Source organism: Mameliella sp. MMSF_3455, assembly GCF_030733205.1.
GTDB lineage: Bacteria > Pseudomonadota > Alphaproteobacteria > Rhodobacterales > Rhodobacteraceae > Antarctobacter.
In genome coordinates this window covers 1-19,343 of sequence record NZ_JASHJL010000065.1, presented here as the reverse complement: position 1 = coordinate 19,343, position 19,343 = coordinate 1, and the positions used below count along the sequence as shown (strand labels likewise).

At 67.5% G+C, this 19,343-nt stretch carries 20 protein-coding genes; 4 read left to right on the top strand and 16 right to left on the bottom strand.

Annotation, left to right across the window (positions count from 1 at the left end; translation table 11 throughout):
* Positions 1 to 351, top strand: a 351-nt coding sequence (locus RBB42_RS26440) for an aminotransferase class I/II-fold pyridoxal phosphate-dependent enzyme (RefSeq protein WP_305972466.1), incomplete at its 5' end; no start/stop codon positions are given.
* A gap of 58 nt (positions 352 to 409) precedes the next feature.
* A complete protein-coding gene (locus RBB42_RS26435; protein WP_305972467.1) occupies positions 410 to 868 on the top strand; it encodes a c-type cytochrome in 459 nt (152 codons plus the stop codon).
* Positions 869 to 935: 67 nt separating this feature from the next.
* Here the strand turns inward: RBB42_RS26435 and dxs are convergent, their stop codons facing one another.
* From dxs to RBB42_RS26370, 13 genes are all read right to left on the bottom strand, one after another.
* Entirely contained in the window at positions 936 to 2,873 is a 1,938-nt protein-coding gene (gene dxs / locus RBB42_RS26430) for a 1-deoxy-D-xylulose-5-phosphate synthase (protein ID WP_305972468.1), read from the bottom strand.
* Between the two features lie 107 nt (positions 2,874 to 2,980).
* On the bottom strand, positions 2,981 to 4,096 hold the full coding sequence (gene pufC / locus RBB42_RS26425) for a photosynthetic reaction center cytochrome PufC (protein ID WP_305972469.1): 1,116 nt from the start codon (positions 4,094 to 4,096) through the stop codon (positions 2,981 to 2,983).
* Positions 4,097 to 4,101: 5 nt separating this feature from the next.
* On the bottom strand, positions 4,102 to 5,085 hold the full coding sequence (pufM, locus tag RBB42_RS26420; RefSeq protein ID WP_305972470.1) for a photosynthetic reaction center subunit M: 984 nt from the start codon (positions 5,083 to 5,085) through the stop codon (positions 4,102 to 4,104).
* Between the two features lie 2 nt (positions 5,086 to 5,087).
* Positions 5,088 to 5,927 (bottom strand): photosynthetic reaction center subunit L, encoded by an 840-nt coding sequence (gene pufL, locus RBB42_RS26415; protein WP_305972471.1) that lies wholly within the window; start codon positions 5,925 to 5,927, stop codon positions 5,088 to 5,090.
* A gap of 124 nt (positions 5,928 to 6,051) precedes the next feature.
* Positions 6,052 to 6,219 carry a light-harvesting antenna LH1, alpha subunit gene (pufA, locus tag RBB42_RS26410; protein ID WP_043145809.1) on the bottom strand — a complete coding sequence of 56 codons (168 nt, stop codon included), beginning with the start codon at positions 6,217 to 6,219 and terminating at the stop codon, positions 6,052 to 6,054.
* Between the two features lie 14 nt (positions 6,220 to 6,233).
* Positions 6,234 to 6,383 carry a light-harvesting antenna LH1, beta subunit gene (gene pufB, locus RBB42_RS26405; protein WP_043145768.1) on the bottom strand — a complete coding sequence of 50 codons (150 nt, stop codon included), beginning with the start codon at positions 6,381 to 6,383 and terminating at the stop codon, positions 6,234 to 6,236.
* A 134-nt stretch (positions 6,384 to 6,517) separates the two neighbouring features.
* Positions 6,518 to 6,742: a cytochrome PufQ gene (gene pufQ / locus RBB42_RS26400; protein ID WP_043145765.1), complete on the bottom strand. Its 225-nt coding sequence runs from the start codon at positions 6,740 to 6,742 to the stop codon at positions 6,518 to 6,520.
* Between the two features lie 3 nt (positions 6,743 to 6,745).
* Positions 6,746 to 8,218, bottom strand: a complete 1,473-nt coding sequence (bchZ, locus tag RBB42_RS26395) for a chlorophyllide a reductase subunit Z (RefSeq protein WP_305972472.1) — start codon at positions 8,216 to 8,218, stop codon at positions 6,746 to 6,748.
* A 61-nt stretch (positions 8,219 to 8,279) separates the two neighbouring features.
* On the bottom strand, positions 8,280 to 9,779 hold the full coding sequence (bchY, locus tag RBB42_RS26390) for a chlorophyllide a reductase subunit Y (protein ID WP_305972473.1): 1,500 nt from the start codon (positions 9,777 to 9,779) through the stop codon (positions 8,280 to 8,282).
* A complete protein-coding gene (locus RBB42_RS26385) occupies positions 9,766 to 10,779 on the bottom strand; it encodes a chlorophyllide a reductase iron protein subunit X (RefSeq protein ID WP_500862275.1) in 1,014 nt (337 codons plus the stop codon). Before RBB42_RS26385 ends, bchY begins: the two co-directional genes overlap by 14 nt.
* An 8-nt stretch (positions 10,780 to 10,787) precedes the next feature.
* Positions 10,788 to 11,729 (bottom strand): chlorophyll synthesis pathway protein BchC, encoded by a 942-nt coding sequence (gene bchC / locus RBB42_RS26380; protein WP_305972475.1) that lies wholly within the window; start codon positions 11,727 to 11,729, stop codon positions 10,788 to 10,790.
* Positions 11,730 to 11,823: 94 nt separating this feature from the next.
* Positions 11,824 to 12,972: a methyltransferase gene (locus RBB42_RS26375; RefSeq protein WP_305972476.1), complete on the bottom strand. Its 1,149-nt coding sequence runs from the start codon at positions 12,970 to 12,972 to the stop codon at positions 11,824 to 11,826.
* Positions 12,973 to 12,979: 7 nt separating this feature from the next.
* Positions 12,980 to 13,849, bottom strand: coding sequence for a polyprenyl synthetase family protein (locus RBB42_RS26370; RefSeq protein WP_305972477.1), 870 nt, complete (start codon positions 13,847 to 13,849; stop codon positions 12,980 to 12,982).
* Positions 13,850 to 13,936: 87 nt separating this feature from the next.
* Here RBB42_RS26370 and crtD point away from each other — a divergent pair, with 87 nt between their 5' ends.
* Together crtD and crtC are read left to right on the top strand one after the other, a co-directional pair.
* Positions 13,937 to 15,520, top strand: a complete 1,584-nt coding sequence (gene crtD, locus RBB42_RS26365; protein ID WP_306043405.1) for a 1-hydroxycarotenoid 3,4-desaturase CrtD — start codon at positions 13,937 to 13,939, stop codon at positions 15,518 to 15,520.
* The gene (gene crtC, locus RBB42_RS26360; RefSeq protein ID WP_500862274.1) at positions 15,412 to 16,356 is read left to right on the top strand and encodes a carotenoid 1,2-hydratase; all 945 of its coding nucleotides are present in this window, start codon (positions 15,412 to 15,414) and stop codon (positions 16,354 to 16,356) included. The genes crtD and crtC overlap by 109 nt, the downstream gene beginning before the upstream one ends.
* A gap of 6 nt (positions 16,357 to 16,362) precedes the next feature.
* Here crtC and tspO read toward each other — a convergent pair whose 3' ends face one another.
* The 3 genes from tspO to RBB42_RS26345 all read right to left on the bottom strand — a co-directional run.
* The gene (gene tspO / locus RBB42_RS26355; protein ID WP_305972203.1) at positions 16,363 to 16,827 is read right to left on the bottom strand and encodes a tryptophan-rich sensory protein TspO; all 465 of its coding nucleotides are present in this window, start codon (positions 16,825 to 16,827) and stop codon (positions 16,363 to 16,365) included.
* A 6-nt stretch (positions 16,828 to 16,833) separates the two neighbouring features.
* Positions 16,834 to 17,868, bottom strand: coding sequence for a 15-cis-phytoene synthase (gene crtB / locus RBB42_RS26350; RefSeq protein ID WP_305972202.1), 1,035 nt, complete (start codon positions 17,866 to 17,868; stop codon positions 16,834 to 16,836).
* The coding region (locus RBB42_RS26345) for a phytoene desaturase (RefSeq protein ID WP_306043907.1) at positions 17,865 to 19,343 on the bottom strand (1,479 nt) is incomplete at its 5' end. The genes crtB and RBB42_RS26345, both read right to left, overlap by 4 nt.

The window sequence follows — 19,343 nt, the reverse complement described above, 5'->3', positions numbered from 1 at the left end:
GCCTCGATCGCGCATCTGAAGGTCTCGGACACCGAGCGCCGGCAGCAGCGCCGCCAGGTGGCGCGCCTGCGCGCGGCGCTGGACCGGCGGGGCATCCCGCACCTGGCCAACGACAGCCACATCATCCCGGTGATGATCAAGGACCCGGTCAAATGCCGGATGCTGGCAGACATCCTGATGCGCGACTGGGGGATCTACGTGCAGCCGATCAACTATCCGACCGTGCCCAAGGGCACCGAACGCCTGCGCTTCACCCCCGGCCCGCTGCATTCCGACGCCGACATCGACCACCTGGTCGAGGCGCTCACCGTGCTCTGGAAACAATGCGCCATCGCGCATGCGGTCGCCTGAGGGCTGGTCTCGTTTCCCGGCAGAACCGCACTACGTCATCCGAAAGGGAGAAGTACGAATGAAACCACTTGTGATAGCCACCGCCTTCTGCGCGGTCGCGCCCCCCGTGCTGGCGGAAAGCCATGCGACCGGCGATCCGGAGGAAGGGGAAAAGGTCTTTCGGCAGTGCCGTGCCTGCCACATGGTCGTCACCCCCGAGGGCGATGAAATCCAGAAGGGCGGCAAGGTCGGCCCCAACCTGTATGGCATCGCCGGACGAACGGCGGGCACCTACGAGGATTTCAACTACTCGGACTCGATGGTCGCCGCCGGAGAGGCAGGCCTTGCCTGGGACGAAGAGCATTTCGTGCCCTACGTCCGCAATGCCACCGATTTCCTCAAGGACTACCTCGACGACAGCTCGGCCCGGGGCAAGATGACCTTCCGCGCCCGCAGCGACGAGGATGCGGCGAACGTCTGGGCCTACCTGGTCTCTGTCGGGCCCGAACCCGAGCTGGACGAGGACAGCGCCGACTGACACATCGCTGGACAAGAAATCGCCGCGTCCCCGGTCGCCGGGGGCGCGGCGTTTTCGTTTGCGCGGGTCAGCGCGCCAGGGCCAGCGGCGTCACCTTGGCTCGGGTGCCCAGCGCCCCCTGGGCGACATGGAAAATGTCACCGGCGGTCATCGCCGCGTCTGCGTACATCTCGTCCGGGCTGGCCTGTTCGATGATCCGGTCCGGCAGGCAGATGGTCCGGATCGCAAGACCACTGTCCAGCAGCCCCATCCGGGCCAGCGCGTGCAGCACGACGCAACCGAACCCGCCCTCAGCCCCCTGCTCGACCGTCACCAGCGCCCTGTGGGCAAGTGCGAGGCGGCGCAGAAGATCGCTGTCGAGCGGCTTGACGAAACGGGCATCGGCCAGGGTGACGGTATGGCCCGCCTCGCGCAGCGCGGCGGCGGCCTCTCGGCATTGCGTCAGGTGCGCTCCGCAGGACAGGATCGCGATATCTTCGCCCTCTTCCAGCACGCGGCCGCGCCCGATCTCCAGCACTTCGCCCCGTTCGGGAAGCGCGACACCAGTGCCAGCACCGCGCGGGTAGCGAAAGGCGATGGGCCCTTCGTCATGGGCGGCGGCGGTGGCGACCATGTGCATCAGCTCGGCCTCGTCGGCGGCGGCCATGACGGTGAACCCCGGCAGGTTCGACAGGTAGGCCATGTCATAGGCCCCTGCATGAGTGGCCCCATCCGCCCCCACCAGGCCCGCCCGGTCTATGGCAAAACGCACCGGCAGGTTCTGCAGGGCGACGTCATGCACCACCTGATCATAGCCACGCTGAAGGAAGGTCGAGTAGATCGCGCAGAAAGGGCGCAGCCCGCTGGCCGCCATGCCGGCGGCAAAGGTCACGCCATGCTGTTCGGCGATGCCCACGTCGAAGACCCGGTTCGGAAAGCGTGCCGCCATCCTGGACACGCCGGTCCCATCGGGCATGGCTGCCGTCACGGCAACGATCCGGTCGTCTCGCGCAGCCTCCTGCGTCAGGGCCGTGCCGAATACGCTGGTATAGCTGGGCGCGGTGCCCGGTTTGGCGGGGCCGGCTTGCGGCCCGGTGGCGGGGTCGAACCTGGACACGCCATGCCCGCGGTCGGCGCTGGTTTCGGCGGGGGCATAGCCCTTGCCCTTGACGGTGCAGCAATGGATCAGGACCGGGCCGCGCGCCCGCGCCCGCGCCGCGCGCAGCACCGGCAAGAGCTGGCTCATGTCGTGACCGTCGATCGGCCCGACATAGTCGAATCCCAGTTCCTCGAAAAGCGTGCCAGACCCGCCCAGCCCGGTCACCAGCTGGCGCGCGCGGCGGGCGCCGCTGCGCATCGGTTCGGGCATGGCGGCCTCCATCCCCTCGACCATCGAGCGCATCCGCGCCACCGGTTCGGCGGCGTACATGCGGCTGAGGTAGGACGACATGGCCCCAACCGGGGGCGCGATACTCATCTCGTTGTCATTGAGGATCACGAACAGCCGCCGCCCCGCGGCGCCGGCGTTGTTCAGGGCCTCAAAGGCCATACCGGCGCTGATCGCCCCGTCGCCGATCACGGCGATGGCGTCACCCGTGGGCCGGCCCATGTCGCGGCCCACCGCGAACCCGAGGGCCGCGCTGATCGAGGTCGAGCTATGCGCCGCACCAAAGGGGTCATGTTCGGATTCCGTGCGCTTGGTGAAACCCGACAGCCCGTCCTTCTGGCGCAGGGTGCGGATGCGGTCGCGGCGCCCGGTCAGGATCTTGTGCGGGTAGCACTGGTGGCCCACGTCCCAGATCAGCTTGTCCTTTGGCGTGTCAAAGACCGCGTGGATCGCCACGCTCAGCTCGACCACACCCAGCGAGGACCCGAGATGCCCGCCGGTCTGCGACACGGCCGAGATCACCTCGGTCCGCAACTCGTCCGCCAGCGCGGCGAGATCCGTGTCGGGCATCCGGCGCAGGTCAGACGGACCGGCCACCCGGTCCAGCAGCGGTGTGTGGGGGTTGTCGGCAAGGGTCATGGCGCGCTCCTGTCGCTGGTCCGGCATGGCGCCACCACGGGGATGCAGACGGCGCGGCAGGCCGGACGAAAGGACCGGGGCGACGCAGCGCCGCCCCGCCCCGGGGTTCACTGGCCGTAGTCCGGCGCGTCAGAGGTCGCCAGTTCGGGCCAGTCGGCAATCACGTTGGTGCCCTGCAGAGGCTGCTGATAGCCCTTGTGACAGGTACGGCAGGCGACCTTGGGTGCGTCCCCCGCCACCGGTCCCAGCCGGTCCTCGGGCAGGACCTCGGCCAGCGGCACCAGGTAGTCGTTGTTCAGTTCCAGCACCATCTGGATGCCCAGGCTTTCGGTCGCCCATTGCGGCGTCACCTGCCCTCCGTCGTAGAAGGCGCGGGTGTTGTGGCAGAAGGTGCAGTTCACCCCCAGCGAGTTGGCGACGTAGTTCATCAACGCATAGGTGCGTTCCGCGTCCTGGATCGTTGGCACGCCCTCGTCCCCCGGTCGCGCGGCGACGCGGCTTTCGAGGTCGTGCACGCCGATGAGGTCACCGTCCAGCAGGTATTTCTCCAGCGCGTCGGAGGGCAGCGAGGTGTAGGAACTAAGCGGCGTCGCCCGGTTCTGCACTGCCGACCAGCCGGCGGCGGCCATGTTGACCTCGCCCATCTTGAACCAGATGTCGCTGGGCACGTTCTGGCCCCGGTGACAGGTCATGCAGGTGACGCCGACCTGCTTGTTGGCGTTCACATGCACGTCCCAGTTCTCGTTGATGTTGCGGGTCATCTCGATCATCCGGCGCGAGACGACCTTGGTGTATAGATTGTCCTCGCCGTAGGTTTCGAGATCGCCGTCGCCGTGGCAATAGGCACAGCCCTGCTCTGGCGCGACCCATCGGGTCATCGCCGCCATCAACCGGTTGAAGTTGGCGTCGGTCAGATCGCCCAGGATCTGGACGTTCTGGTAGATGTCGCCCGCCAGTTCCTCGCCCTCTTCGGGGACATAGGGCGGGTCATCGAACAGCTCGGCGATGGCCGGGTCAGGCACGGCGAGGTCGGATACGAACTCGGGCACCGACATGCCGTTGCCGCGCGGGCCGGTCTGCAGGCTGTCGGTCTTGTATGGCTGGCCCAGCGCCATCACGGCAACCACGGCCACCACCACCGCGCCCGCCACGCCGGTCAGGATCGCCGGGCGTTCTATATCGGTGGGGTGCTCGCGGTTCCATTTGTCAAACCATTTGAACATCGCGCTCACTCCCGTCCGATGAAGGCTTCGTAGGTCCCGTAGGCCTCGTAGCCATAGCTGCCGTCATACATCGGCGCGAAATGGTGTTCCTGCGCCCAGATGAACCAGTTGTCGACGACCGTTCCCGTCAGCAGGATGCCGATGCCGCCGGTGATCGGGGTCAGCACAGCAAACCACCAGGCCCAGCGGTGAATGCCCTCCATCGTCGCGTTGAACCCCATCGTCCAGCGCCAGAACAGCGCCGCCCGTTCCGAGGCGGTGCCCCGGTCGACGATCTGTTCCAGCTCGCGGTCGCCGCCGAACCGGCTGACCGCGAGGATCGTTGCGCCGTGCATCGCGAAGAGCAGCACCGAACCGTAAAGGAAGACGATCGAGAGACAGTGGAACGGATTGTAGTAGAGGTTGCCGTAGCGGATGCTGAACGCGGTGGTCCAGTCGAGGTGCGGGAAGATCCCGTAGGGCACCGCCTCGGACCAGGATCCCATCAGGATCGGCCGGAACAGGCCCAGCACCAGGAACAGCCAGATCGCGCTGGCAAAGGCCCAGGCGACGTGTTTGCCCATCTTGTGCTGTTCGGCCAGCAGGTAGGTGCGCAACCACCAGGTACAGACCGCAACCAGCAGGAACAGCGAGGCGATGATGTACCAGCCGCCGTCGTTCAGCGGCGGGATGGTCAGCCCGTATTCCGGGCTGGGCGGCTCCAGCGCCAGCCAGAATCCCTGGCGCAGGAACTCTGGGATCGACCACCCGACCTGCGCCAGCATGTTGAGCCCGATGATGAAGATCGCCAGCGCGCCGGTGGCCAGGCTGATCATCCCGGTCCAGCCCAGATAGATCGGCCCCAGCTGGGCGTTGCCCACCCAGCCGACGAGGCGGCTGAAACCGGGGGGGACGATACGTTCTGAGGCAAGGTCGTTCTCGTTATCCATGCCCCATTCGGCCGGCCCTTCGACCTGAACCTGGGTGAAGATGTTCTGATATTCGCTCATGATCACATTCCCGCCTGAGAGGGCCAGATCGGCAGATCGAGCCACCAGTTCCACCATTCCGGCCAGCCGCTGGTCCAGACCGGCCCCGAGATGATGATGCAGACCGCCGAGAAGAAGACCGCGTTGATCGCCAGCAGGAAGCCCAGCCGGTGAATGCCCAGCGTGCCGATCGAGTAGCCGATGAAGTCACGGAAGAAGCTGTCCTCGTGATCCGGCGTCTTCATCTCCTCGCCCTTCTCGGGATTGGCCGCCGAGAGGATCAGCCCGCCATGCAGCGCCAGGGCCAGGGTGGTGCCGAAGAACAGGCTGACCGCCAGCATGTGCGCGGGATTGTAGTGGAAATGCAGGTAGGCGTAGCCGGTGTTGCTGACCCAGTCGAGGTGACTGAAGATGCCATAGGGAAAGCCATGCCCCCAGGCGCCCATCAGCACCGGACGAAAGATCACCAGCGTGACATAGGCCAGAATGGCAAAGCCGAAGGCGAAGGGCACATGATAGCCCATCCCCAGCTTGCGGCAGATCTCGACCTCGCGAAGGGCCCAGCTGATGAAGGCGCCGGTGGCACAGATCGTTATGATCTGCCACAGCCCCCCTTCCATCAGGGGCGCTGCCCCCAGCCCGTAGGACAGGTCGGGCGGTGCGATGTTGATGAGCCAGGGGTTGAAGGTGCCCTGGTGGGCCGCCCCCCAGAAGATCAGGATGGTGCCGAGGGCCGCAAAGAAGGCCGTCGTGACACCGAAGAAACCGACATAGAAGGGGCCGACCCAGAAATCGAAGAGATCCCCGCCGATCAGCGTCCCCCCGCGGACGCGGTACTTTTTCTCGAAGCTGAGCAACGCCATCGTATTTCCCCGCTTTTGGCGGCCCGTTCGATCAGATCTCAAGCCGTCGTTAAGGTGTGAGGTGCGCGTTCGCTGCGGGCGGGCCGGCCGCCCGCAACGCTTTCATGGGACGATTGTCCCCTGGTCACTCATCGGCCGCGGCACGCGATGCGGCCGCGTTCTCGAACCAGTTGACGCCGTTCGACAGAACCACGAGGTGGATCATGACGGCCAACAGGAACAGGAAGACGCCTTGCGCGACGAACACGCGGCGAGGATCGAAGATGAGCCAAATCTTGTAGAACTTGGACACGTCCATATCCTTTCCTAGAACCAGGGGGCCCAGATGTAGGTTGCCAGGTGGGCAACCACTGCGACCGCCGCGAACAGCCAGAGGCCGCTCATGTAGACGGAATGCAGTTCCTGGGCCTGCTCGTCGGTGAGACCTGTGAAGGACAGGTCGTTTTGATCAGCCATAAACTTTCCTCCGGAACGCTATGCTGACGCCGCGAACCCCGCGGCCGGGTCCCTTGGGGCCTTCACGGTCCCTCAGGGGGTCTGTCCGCCCGTGACGGGCAGTCAGGTCGGATCTCGGTGGCTGCCCCTGTGGGTCAGACCGAGAAGATCATCGGCGTGATCCGGTCCGCCTCGCGCCAGGCGCGGGCCAGCGGGCCGTGCAGGTTCAGCGACCTCTGGCGGATCACCGCCCGCGCCCAGCCGATCGTTTCCGAGGGCAGCGCAAGCAGGAAGATCAGGGTGAAATAGACGTGGAACTCGGCCCGGCGCCGGCGCCTGACATGCGTCTGTCCCAGGCTGCTGGATGTGACGTCGGTCATCGGTCAGTCCTCCTCTTGGAATGGGCCGGCTAGGCCGGAAACTCTCTCGACGGCGGCCAGGGCCACGCGCTCGGCGCCCGCGCGCTGTGCGTCCTCCTCGGCGGCGTCGCGCAGCGTCTTGGCCGCGGAAATGCGTGTCAGTACCGGATGCGCGGCCACAAGGCGGTCCAGCGCGCGGCTGGCATCCTTGTCCCAGGGCAGGTTTCGGCGCAGCGGTGTCGGTGTCGCCTGTGCGGCGTCCATCTCGGAGCCCAGCGGCAGGATGTGGAACAGCGCGTCGAACAGGCCGTTGCAGACCTCCTGCAACAGGTAGGTGGCCCCGGCGTAGCCCATCATCGGCGTGCCGGTGGCGCGGCGGATCGCGGCGCCGGGAAAGCTGGCCGGGATGAAGGCGGGGCTGGGTCCGTAACCGGACTTCAGCTCTGCCATGTACATCTTCTCGTTGATCGACCCCAGCAGCACCAGTGGCCGGTCGCGGGCGATCATGGCGCGGATCGCGTCGTTGTCGGTCTTTTTCCCCGCGCAACGCGAAACGGCAAAGGCGCAGGGCAAGCCCAGGTCGCCCTCCAGGTACTGGCGGATGCCGCGGGCATAGGTCTCACCGGCGACGATGCCGAAAGTCGCGGTGGCAAAGAAATCCTGCGTGACCGATCGCCAGAGGTCCCAGACCGGCTTTATGGTCGAGTGTTTCTCGCGCTCGATGAAGGGTTCGGGATCGAGCTCCAGCAGCTCACCCAGCTTGCGCAGGAACAGCGTCGTGCTTTCGACCCCGATGGGGGCCTGCAGGTAGGGTTTGCCCAGCACCTCGGCCAGGCCGCGCCCGTATTCACGGTACATGACGACGTTGGCGTCGGCATTCACCAGGTTGCGCATCTCGGCCAGGTGGGCCCCCATGGGCATCACCATGTTGACCTCTGCGCCGATCCCCTCAACGAGGCGACGGATCTCGGCCAGGTCGCTGGGCATGTTGAAGGCGCCGTACATGGGGCCAAGGATATTGACCCGGGGTGGCGCCCATTGCTCGCGCTTTTTCTCTTTGGGCATCCGCCCCTTGGTCATGCCGAATTCGGTGAACAGCCAGGTCATCGCCCGGTCGGCGGCCTGCCACTGGTCCTCGTCGATGGTGCGCGGCAGGAAGCGCTGGATGCTGGTACCCTGCGGCGTGACCCCGCCGCCGATCATCTCGGCGATCGAGCCGGTGACGACCACGGCGGGCAGCGCCGGATCCAGCGTACCCCAGGCACGTTTCATCGCGCCCTCTGTGCCGTCACGGCCCAGTTCCTCTTCGCCCAGCCCGCTGACCACGATGGGCAGTTCATGCGGCGGCAGCGCATCGGTGTAGTGCAGGACGGAGGTGACGGGCAGGTTCTCGCAGCCCACGGGGCCGTCGATGATGACCTGCAGGCCCTTGACGGCACAGAACGCATAGACCGCGCCCCAGTACCCCCCGGCCCTGTCGTGATCCTGAATCAGCATGGGACACCTCCCCGGCTGGCAACAGGGCGTAGAGGCGGCCGGATATGAAAGGTCCCCCCCCTCATATCATCTGCTCCGCCTTGGCGGCGCGGGCCTTCTTTTCCAGTTTCTTGAGGTTCAGCGCGCGGAAATCCGGGCGCAGGTTGGGCGCGCCCTCCCAGACCCCCGCGGTATCGCCTTCGCCGACGCCTTCGAAAAAGGCCTTCATCCGGTCCATGCGGGGCTTGTTGCCGATGGCCGCATTCACGACCTCGGCCAGGCTGCCCGCCCCCGCCGGTCCCATTAGGGGCCGGGCCGAGATCAGGTTGGTGAAGTATAGCGCGGGAATGCCCAGCGCCTTGGCCTTTTGCACCACCGGCGTCGTGCCGATGGCGAGGTCCGGGCGCAGCCCTTCCATCGCGGCCAGGTCGTCCTCCAGCGAGGCGCGGAACCTCACCGACACGCCCCGGGCGCGCAGCCATTCGGCATCTGCCGCGGACCAGGGGGATTTCGCGCAGGCGGTCCCGACATAAGGCACCTCGGCGCCGCTTTCGATCAGCAGGCGTGCCACCAGCAGTTCGCTGCCCTCGTAGCCCGACAGCGTGATCCGCCCCTTGACCGGGGCCGCCTCCAGCGCCCCCAGGATCGCGGGCAAAAAGGCATTCTGTGCGGCGGCCACCCTGTTCGTTGACAGACCAAAGGCCTCGCCGATGCTGGCCAGCCAGGCGGCCGTGCCGTCATGGCCCACGGGCCCGCTGCCCACGATCGGGCGACCGGCGGCCTGGAACTCGCGCACGGCGGCGGTATAAAAGGGATGGATGGCGGCGACGGCGCCACAGTCCAGAGCCGCGTACAGCTCGCGCCACTCTCGGCACGGCACCACGGGTCCGGCGGCCAGTCCCATCGGTGCCAGCATCGCGCCAATCATCATCGGATCGGCGGGAAACATTTCTCCCAGCAGGGTCACGGTGGGCAGGTCGGATACGCCGCCCTCGGGCGCCGCCACCGGCCCGGCCTCGACCTCGCGACGGGCATAGTTGAGCATCGCGCCCGCCAGCACGTCCTTGGCCTCGGCATGGGTGGGAATGCCGAAGCCCGGCACGTCGATGCCCACGATGCGCACACCGTCGATCTCGTCCGGAAGCAGCCGCAGCGGCACGCCGGAAGCGGTCGGCACACAGAGGTTCGTGACCACGATGGCGTCGAAACGGTCCGGATCGGCAAGCTTGTGCACCGCCTCGCGGATGTCCTCGAACAGCTTGCCGGTCACCAGGCTTTCGGAATCGAAAGGCACGTAGCCCACCGACCTCCGCGCCCCGTAGAAATGCGACACGAAGGTCAACCCGTAGACACAGCAGGCCGACCCGGACAGAACCGTGGCCACCCGTTTCATCCGCAGCCCCACGCGCAACGAGCCGAAGGCCGGACACATGCTTTGCGGTTTGTCATGGGGGCCTTGCGGGTAGTCGCGGGCGTATTGATCCAGCAACTCGCTTTGACCGGCGCTGCGCGCGGCCCGGTCCAGGTCGGCGGCGGAATGGCAACCGTCGCCCCCCGGGCTGGTTGGTTCAGGCGTCGTCATAGATCACCTCCAGCGACTCCACCGGCTTGGCGTTCTTGCCGCGCATGTCGGCATCGGTGGCAGGGACCAGCGTCACGCCCGCCCCGGTGTCCGAACCGTCGAAGAGCGCCAGCAGGGCGTCCTGATCCAGCGGCGCGGGCCGTACCGGCGGCGCGTCCGAGACCGCCTGAGACAGGCCGGCGAACAGCTCGCCCCATTGGCTTTGTGCCGTGCCGACGATCTGGTAGTTCGCGGATTTCTTGCGCAGGTCGTCGTCCTGCGGGATCGCCGCCAGCACCGGGATGTCCACCGCCCTGGCAAAGGCCTGCGCCTCGCCCGAGAGATCGTCCTTGTTGACGACCAGGCCCGCCACGCCGACGTTGCCGCCCAGCTTGCGGAAGTATTCCACCGCCGAGCAGACGTTGTTGGCGACATAAAGCGATTGCAGGTCGTTCGAGGCGACGAGGATCACCTTCTGCGCCATGTCCCGCGCGATCGGCAGGCCGAAACCGCCGCAGACGACATCGCCCAGGAAATCCAGCAGGACATAGTCGAAGTCCCAGTCGTGGAACCCCAGCTTTTCCAGCAGTTCGAACCCGTGGATGATGCCGCGTCCGCCACAGCCGCGCCCCACCTCGGGGCCGCCCAGTTCCATCGCGAAGACACCGCCGCGCTTGAAACAGACATCGCCGATCTGGACCTCTTCACCGGCCAGCTTTTTCTTGGTCGAGGTCTCGATGATCGTCGGGCATGCCTTGCCGCCAAAGAGCAGTGAGGTCGTGTCCGATTTCGGATCGCACCCGATCAGCAGCACGCGCTTGCCCTGTTCGGCCATCATGTGGCTGAGATTGGCCAGGGTGAAGGACTTGCCGATGCCGCCCTTGCCGTAGATCGCTATGATCTGGGTCTTTCTGGTCGGTTCCTCGGTGATCAGGTCGGCCAGGTCCTCCTGCGCCTCGTCGCGCAGCCTCTGGTCGAAGGTCTTGAGGTCGGGCACGTCGGTCTCGGTGTTTTTCTGCACGTCGTCCTTCACGCTGCTTCCTTCCAGTTGAGTATCATTTTCAGGCAGGCCGGGTCCTCGAAGGCGGTCCGGTAAGCCCCGGCGGCCCGCTCGGCCGGCACCGCATGAGAGATCAGCCCGGCCAGAGACAGCGCGCCGCTTTCCACGAGGGCGCGCACGGCGACGAGGTCCTCGCGCTGCCATTCCGCGGCGACCCTCAGGCGGGCCTCGCGCATGAAGGCGGGCGGAAAGGCAAAGTGCAGGCCGTCAGGATAGAACCCGGCCAGGACAATCTCGCCGCCCTTCGCAAGGCGTCCGATCAGCTCGTCGAGGATCGCGGCATTGCCGGAAGCGTCGTATATCGCGCTGTAGTCGCGGCGGGGATCGTCCTCGGGCGCTATGACCTCATAGCCCTCGGCGCCCTGAAGACGATTGGCCTGGCACTCCCAGACGATGGGCGCCGGGGCACCGGCCGCCACGGTCAGGCGCGCCAGCAGGCGGCCAAGGACCCCGTGACCGACGATCAGCTCGGGCATCCGCTTTTCCAGGCCCGCCATCGCGTGCCGCGCGGTGGCGGCCAGCGCCAGCAAGGCGCCTTCGGCCCCCAGGGCGGGATCTATGCGCGTGACCCGCGCGGCGTCGGTGACCAGCACGCCCGCCGCCCCACCGAACAGGCCATAGGCTCCGTCGAAACAATCGGCCCCGGGCACAAAGACCCGGTCGCCGGGGCGAAAACCGGTGCCGGACGCGGTTTCGACCACTTCTCCTGCGGCCTCGTAGCCGGGCACCAGCGGATAGCCCATGCCCGGAAAGGGCGGCATGGCGCCGGACCAGAACAGTTTTTCGGTGCCGGTGGAAATCCCCGAATGCGCGATCTCGACCACGATGTCGCCCGCGCCGGGCACCTTGAGGTCGAGTTGTTCCAGGGAAAGATCCCTTGGACTGTTCAGAAGGACAGCGCGTGTCTGCATGTTCGCCCCTCCCCCTTTTTTTCATCCGCGCGGCGGGCGTCGCCGTCGCGGCCGTTCTCGGAAGTCAGGGTAACACGACGCAAATATGTGTCAATTAAACTTTACACCCCTGATTGTCAGGACGCCGTGCCACGAGGACAGAGGTGATGTAGGGACGCGCCGAGTATGGCCCCTCGATGCCATCGAACCCGGCCTCCCTGCACAGGGCGGCGATGCGACCGGCAGAGCGGACCCGCCCGGCACCCATCGACATGGTGTAAAAGGAAAAATAAACATCCGTCGCCCGATCCGGCCGCACACCCCCCGACATCGGTTCCGACACGATCAGGCGCCCGCCGGGTGGCAGAGTTTCCAGCACGGAGGCCAGCAGGGCACGCACGGTCGTGTCGTCGTGGTCGTAGAGAACCCGCACCAAGGAAATGGCATCCGCCCCCCGGGGCAGCGCGTTCTCTCGGAAACTGCCGGGCGCCAGGGCGACTCGGTTCGCCAGGCCGGCACGGGTCAGTTCCGCCTCTGCCAGCGGCATGACCCCCGGCAGATCGAACAACACCCCCCTCAGACCGCGATGGCGCCGCAGGGCTTCGGCCAGGAAAACCCCGGCCCCGCCGCCCACATCCATCAGCCGCGAGACAGCTTTCAATGAAACCGCCCGCAGGGTGTCCTGCGCAACCAAACGCTGCGAGCGGGCCATGAGATCGGAATAGCGCGCCGCGACCTCGGCCGGGATTTCCCCGGTCTGGCCGAGGACATAGGGCCAGAATCGCGCCATCTGCGTCTCAGCCTCCCCCCGCAAGAGCGCCACCGGGTCGGCCATGTCGGCATAGAAGGCGCGGTTGTGACGGATCATTCCGGTCAGGCCGGGAACGCCAAGGATCGCCGCCCCCTTGCGGGCGAGACCAAAGGCGCCATCCCGCCGCCGCCGCAACAGGCCCAGCGCCGCCCCCGCCTGCAGCAGCGCCGCCATGCGGTCCGCTGCGATGCCGGTCTCTGCCCCCAGCACATCGGGCGGTTGGGCACCGTCCAGAAGGCGCTCCAGCACGCCAAGCTCGACAAGGGCGGCCAGCACCTGGGCCGATACGAACCCTTGCAATATGTCGAAGATCTCTGCCCCATCACGCCGGGCAAGACGAGCCCCGAAAGGCAGCCGCACCGCCCAGTCCTGCACGCCGGGGCGCGACACCAGCCGCGCCAGCCAGCCGCCGCGACGCCTGCGGCGCGGGCCGGGCTGGTCGGCGGAGGCCACCACCCGCTCAGGCCCGGTAGCGCGCGGGCACGGCCGGCATGATCTTGTCCGCCTGGTGGCTGACCATCTGCGCCAACATGGCCTCCCCCGGGCAGGAGGGGATCGAGGCGATGGCCGCCGCGAGGATCTTGGAGAGGTGATCGACCGCCCCGCCGATGCCCATTTCGCAGACCGCGTTGGGCCGACCGTGCCGGTCATCCTGCCCTACCGGCTTGCCCAGCGACTCTTCGTCCAGCAGGGCATCGCGCAGATCGTCGGCCACCTGGAAGGCCTCACCGATGAGGGCGCCCAGGTCCAGCCATTCTTCGGGGGCATGGCCCGCCGCGATGGCCCCCATTTCGGTCGCCGCGATGAACAGCGCCGCCGTTTTGGAGCGGTGATAGGCGCCAAGGTCGATCTCTGCCTCGCTTTCCCATCCCTGCCCGGCGCAGATGCCATCGGGCATCCCAGTGCGCCGGCTGAGCGCCAGGAGCAACTGCGCACCCCGGTCGGGATGATCCACCGTCGCCTGCGCCAGCACCTCGAAGGCCAGGATGATGAGGCTATCGCCGGTCAGCACCGCCAGCGGCTCGGAATAGGCGCGATGCACCGACGGTTTGCCGCGCCGCAGGTCCGCGTCGTCGAAACAGGGCAGATCGTCATGCACCAGGCTGGCGCAATGGATCAGTTCCAGCGCGGCCGCGGCGGCATCGGCCAGCGCGGGTCGGTCATCGCCACAGGAGGTCGCCACCGACAAGAGGATCGTCGGGCGGATGCGTGCGCCACCGGGCTGTGTGGCATACGGCAAGGCAGAGGCCAGTTTCGCCGGGGCCGCCCCCCCTTGCGACAGCGCCAGCGCCCGGGCTATCGCCCTTTCGATCCGTGCGGTCATGGGCATGGGTCACCTCCAGCATGTAATATTGAAATTACATTCATTGTGTAAATTACATTGGACACATCGGAGCGCCGAGTCAATAATTGCCGCATGACACCTTCCGGGTTCAGCACGCATCAGGGGTGCGACGTCCTTATCGTCGGCGCCGGGATCGGTGGGCTGGCCGCCGCCGCGCGGCTGGCCCACGCCGGCCTTCGGATCACGGTGGTCGAACGCGCCCAGCGTTCCGGCGGCAAGATGCGCTGCCTGCCCTCGCCCGCCGGGCCGGTGGACGCGGGCCCAACCGTTCTGACCTTGCGTCCCGTGCTCGACAACCTGTTCACCAGCCTGGACGAGCGGCTGGATGCGCACCTGGAGCTGATCCGCCAACCCCTGATCGCGCGGCACTTCTGGCCGGACGGGTCGCGGCTGGACCTCTTCGACAGCGAACCGGATAACCTGGAGGCGCTGCGCGCCTTCGGCGGCGCCCCCGCCGTGGCGCAGTTCCGCGCCTTCTGCGACAGGGCGCGCGCCCTGTTCGAGGCCTTTGACGGCCCGGTGATGCAGGCACCTGATCCCTCGCTGGCCGCGCTCGCGGGCCGAACCCTGCGCGCGCCCGGCCTTTTGCGCCACATGGCCCCGCATCGCAGCCTGGCCTCGCTTCTGGTGAGGACATTCGACGATCCGCGTCTGGCGCAGCTGTTCGGGCGCTATGCCACCTATGTCGGCGCCTCGCCCTATCGCGCCCCTGCCCTGCTGTCGCTGATCTGGCAGGCGGAATTCGCGGGCGTCTGGAAAATCGCGGGCGGGATGCACCGGCTGGCCCAGGCGCTGGAAGGGATCGCGCGCACGCGCGCGGCACGGTTTTTCCACAACGCCCATGTGGCCCGGATCGACATCACCGGTGGCCGCGCGCGGGGCGTCACCCTCGCAGATGGCAGAACGCTGCGGGCAAAGCGTGTCCTGTTCAACGGCGACCCCCGGGCGCTGGCAATCGGCGCCCTGGGTCCGGAGGCTGTTCCCGCGGGCGGCCAGAGCGGCAAACGCCAACGCAGCCTGTCGGCCCAGGTCTGGGCTTTCGCGGCACGGGCCCGGGGGGTGGAGCTGGCCCATCACAACGTCTTCTTTCGCGCCGATCCGAAACCTGAATTCGACGCCCTGTCGCGTGGGACGCTGGTCGCGGATCCCACGCTGTACATCTGCGCGATGGACCGGGGCGGACTTGCACCGCCACCGGATCTCGAACGGTTCGAGATCATCGCGAACGCCCCGCCGCTTCCCGCCCCCGACCAGGAGCCAGACCAATGCCGCACCCGTTGTTTCGACACCCTGACCAGGGCGGGGCTGCACTTTGCCCCGATGCCGGACGCGCAAAGCCTGACCACCCCGACGGGGTTCGAGAGCCTGTTTCCCGCCTCGCAAGGCGCACTCTACGGGCAGAGCCCGGAGGCGCTGATGGCCGCCTTTCAGAGACCGAAGGCCCGCAGCCCGGTGCCGGGGCTCTACCTGGCGGGCGGCGGGGCGCATCCGGGGGCGGGTGTCCCGATGGCCATGCTCTCCGCCCGGCACGCGGCCGAGGCGATCTTGTGCGACCGAACTTCGCCCTTGCCGTCCCCCCGAACGGCTACGCCTGGTGGTACGTCGACGGCATCCGCGACGGCGGCGGGCGGGCGGTCAGCGTCATCGCCTTCATAGGTTCGGTGTTTTCGCCCTGGTACGCCTGGTCCGGGCGGCGCGACCCAGAGAATCATATCTGTCTGAACGTCGCCACCTATGGACCGGGCGGGCGCTTTGCCATGACGGACAGGGGGCGCGGCGCGCTGCGGCAAACGCCACAAAGCCTGACCATCGGCCCGTCCTCGCTGCACTGGCAGGACGGCCAGTTGGACATCCGTGTCGACGAGCGCGGCGCGCCCCCCCTGTTCGGGCGCCTGCGCGGGCGCATCACGGTGACGCCCTCGGCCCTGACGCAGGTCGAACTGCCCCTGACGCCGGACGGGGCGCATGTCTGGCGGCCCTTCGCGCCGACCTGCCACATCGACGTCGACCTGGACGCACCCGGCTGGCGCTGGCAGGGGCATGGCTATTTCGATGGCAATTTCGGTACCCGGGCGCTGGAAGAGGATTTCGACAACTGGACGTGGGGGCGCTTTCCCACCGGCTCGGGCAGCACCTGTTTCTACGACGCCCGGCGACGGGACGGGAGTTCGCTGGCCACGGCGATCTGCTTTGACGCGGAGGGCCCGGCCCGGTCGGTGACACCGCCGCCCCCGGCGCGGTTGCGACGCTCGCTCTGGCAGGTGGCGCGGCAGACGCGGGCCGACCCCGGTCAAGCGCCGCGGCAGGTACAGAACATGCTGGACGCGCCCTTTTACAGCCGCAGCATGGTGACGACCCGGCTGGACGGGACGGAGACGACCGGCGTCCACGAGGCACTGGACCTGCGCCGTTTTCGGTCTGCGCTGGTCAAGCCGATGCTGGCGCTGCGCGTCCCGCGCAGGGCGCGCTGGTCCTTCGGCCCAGACACCTGAAACAGGTCAGGCTGGTGCCACGTCCGGGTTGCGGCGCAAGACCGACAGGTTCAGCGCCCAAGCCACGGAGACCCAGCAGAGATACGGCACAAAGGCCAGGCCCGCCCAGGCATCGACCTGCCAGAGCGCAACCAGGCAGGCCGCCACCGCAAGCCAGAGCGCGCTGAGCACCACCAGTCCTGCCCGCATCCGCCGCAGCCCGAAAAAGACCGGCGTCCACAGGGTGTTGAGCGCGATCTGAAGAGACCAGAAGGCCAGGGCAAGGCCATTGTCCGGTGCCAGGGCCACCCGCGCACCCGCAAAGGCCATCAGCAGATAGAGCGTGGTCCAGGCCACCGGGAAGGCCCAATCCGGCGGCGTCCAGCGCGGCTTGTCCAGAGACCGATACCAGTCGCCCGGCGGAAACATTCCGCCGGTGGCCCCCGCCGCGAAACAGGCTGCGAGAAAGATCAGGAAGGTTATCCAGAACATGCTCTTCTACCTAGCGGCGGGCATGGGCGCCATCAACGGCGCGCGGCGGTTTTGTTCCTGCATTTTCAGCGCGACCAGCGCCTCGTGCAGGCTCTCGCTCCAGTCCGGCGCGGCGTCCTTGGCGGCGGCGCGCACCAGGAAATCGGTTTCCGGCAACGTGCGCGCATGGATCACCGCCGAGCGCGGCAGCGCCACCGTCAGACCCGCGCGCAGGCCCGACAGCATCAGCCAACCCAGTTTTTGCGCCCCCGTAGTCCGGGCGCGCCGGGTGATGGAGTCATACCCGTTGCGTACCACCGCGCCGCCGATCCCGGCATAGATGAACCGCGCCGCAAAGATCCCCGGACGCGTCGAGAGAGGCAGCGCGGCAATCCCGGCCTCTGACCGGTGGTACAGTTGCCCGGCTTCGCGCAGCAGGCGCTTCAGGACCAAGGCCAGTTCCGGCGACGCACGCGGCTTGCGCAACAGGTCGGCGGGGTCGACGCCCGCCCCCTGCAGCCAGTCGGTCGGCAAATAGAGCCGCCCCTCGCGCGCATCCTCGCCAACGTCGCGTGCGATGTTGGTCAACTGCATGGCGACCCCCAGGTCGCAGGCCCGGGCCAGCGCATCACGGTCGCGTACCCGCATCAGCACGCACATCATCGCCCCCACGGCCGAGGCGACACGGGCCGAATAGGCGCGCAACTCCGACAGGGTGGCATAGCGGCGGCCCATCGCATCCCAGGCCAGCCCCTCGAGCAGGGCATCCGGCAAGGCGCGCGGCATGTCGAAATCCTCGATCACGGCGGCAAACGCGCGGTCGGCGGGCGCATCGAGGGGGCGGCCCGCATAGGCCCGGTCCAGCCTGTCATGCAGGCGCAGGACGGCATCCGCCTTTTCCAGTTGCAAATCCACCGCGTCATCCGCCAGGCGGCAGAAGGCATAAAGCGCCAAAGCCGGCTCGCGCACCCGGGTCGGCAAGAGCCGCGATGCCGCATGGAACGACCGCGACCCGTGCCGGATCGCCTCGACGCAATGGGCCATGTCATCTGGCGCGATCATTCCGCCGCCACCGGCAGGCTCGGCACCGCTTGGGCATCAGGCACCAACTGGTCCAGGATCTCGGCGCTGCCGACAACGCCCGGCAGACCGGCACCGGGATGCGTGCCCGCGCCCACCAGGTAGAGGCCCTGCACCTCTTCGCTGATGTTGTGTGGGCGGAACCAGGCGCTTTGCAGGATACGCGGCTCTATCGAGAAGGCCGCGCCATGAGGGCTGAGATACCGGTCCCGGAAGGTCTCTGGCGTAAAGACCAGCGACTGGGTCAGGTGCTCGGACAGCCCCGGCAGCAATTCCCGTTCCAACACCTTGCGAACGCGGTCCCGGTAGCGCCCAGCCATATTCGACCAGTCGACACGCGTCTTGTGACCAAGGTGCGGCACGGGACTGAGCGCGTAAAAGGTGTCGCCGCCATCAGGGGCGACACCGGGATCGGGGATGCTGGGACGATGGACATAAAGGCTCATATCCTCGGCCAGGTGGCCCTTGATGAAGATATCGCGCAGCAACCCGCGGTAGCGCGGACCGTTGAGGATCGTGTGGTGACCCACGTCCTGCCATTTGCCGCGCGTACCACGGGTGCCGAAGTACCAGACAAACAGGCTCATCGACCAGCGTGTGCGGCGCAGTCGCGGCGAGGTCCAGCGGCGTCGGCCATGGCCGCGCAGAAGATGGTCGTAAGTGTGCCCGGCATCGGCGTTCGAGACCACGATATCCCCAGGCACCTCCTCGCCCCCGGTCAGCCTGACGCCCCGGGCGCGCCCGCGCTCGACCGTGATTTCATCGACCTCGGCCCGCTGGCGGATCACCCCGCCCTGCCCTGTCACGACATTGGCCATCGCCTCTGCGATCCGGGCCACGCCCCCCATCGCGTAATGCACGCCGAAGGCGGATTCGAGATGGTTCACCAGCGCATAGATCGAAGTTACATGACAAGGGTCGCCACCGATGAAGAGCGGATGAAAGGACAGCGCCATGCGCAACCTCTCGTCCCGCACGCAGCGCGCCGCGTGGCCATAGACCGACCGATCCGCCCGCAGGCGCGCAAATGTCGGCAGCACGCGGATCAGGTCGGCCAGCCGATGCATCGGGCGACGGCCCAGGTCCTCGAACCCGATCCGGTAGCGTTCTTCACTGTCGCGCAGGAACCGGGCGTATCCCGCGAGGTCGTCGGGCGAGAGGCGCGCCACTTCCTGCCGCATCGCCCCGGGGTCCGGGCCAACCCGAAACCGCGCCCCGTCCGGCCAGCGGATCTCGTAGAAGGGATCGAGCGGACGCAGGTCAACGTCATCGTCGAAACGCCGCCCGCAGGCTGCCCAGAGATCGCGAAACACCTGCGGCACGGTGATGATCGTCGGGCCGAGGTCGAAACGGTGCCCACCCTGATGGATGGCCGATCCACGCCCGCCGGGCGTGTCCAGCCGGTCCAGCACCGTGACGCGATACCCCCGGGTGCCCAGCCGCATCGCGGCGGCAAG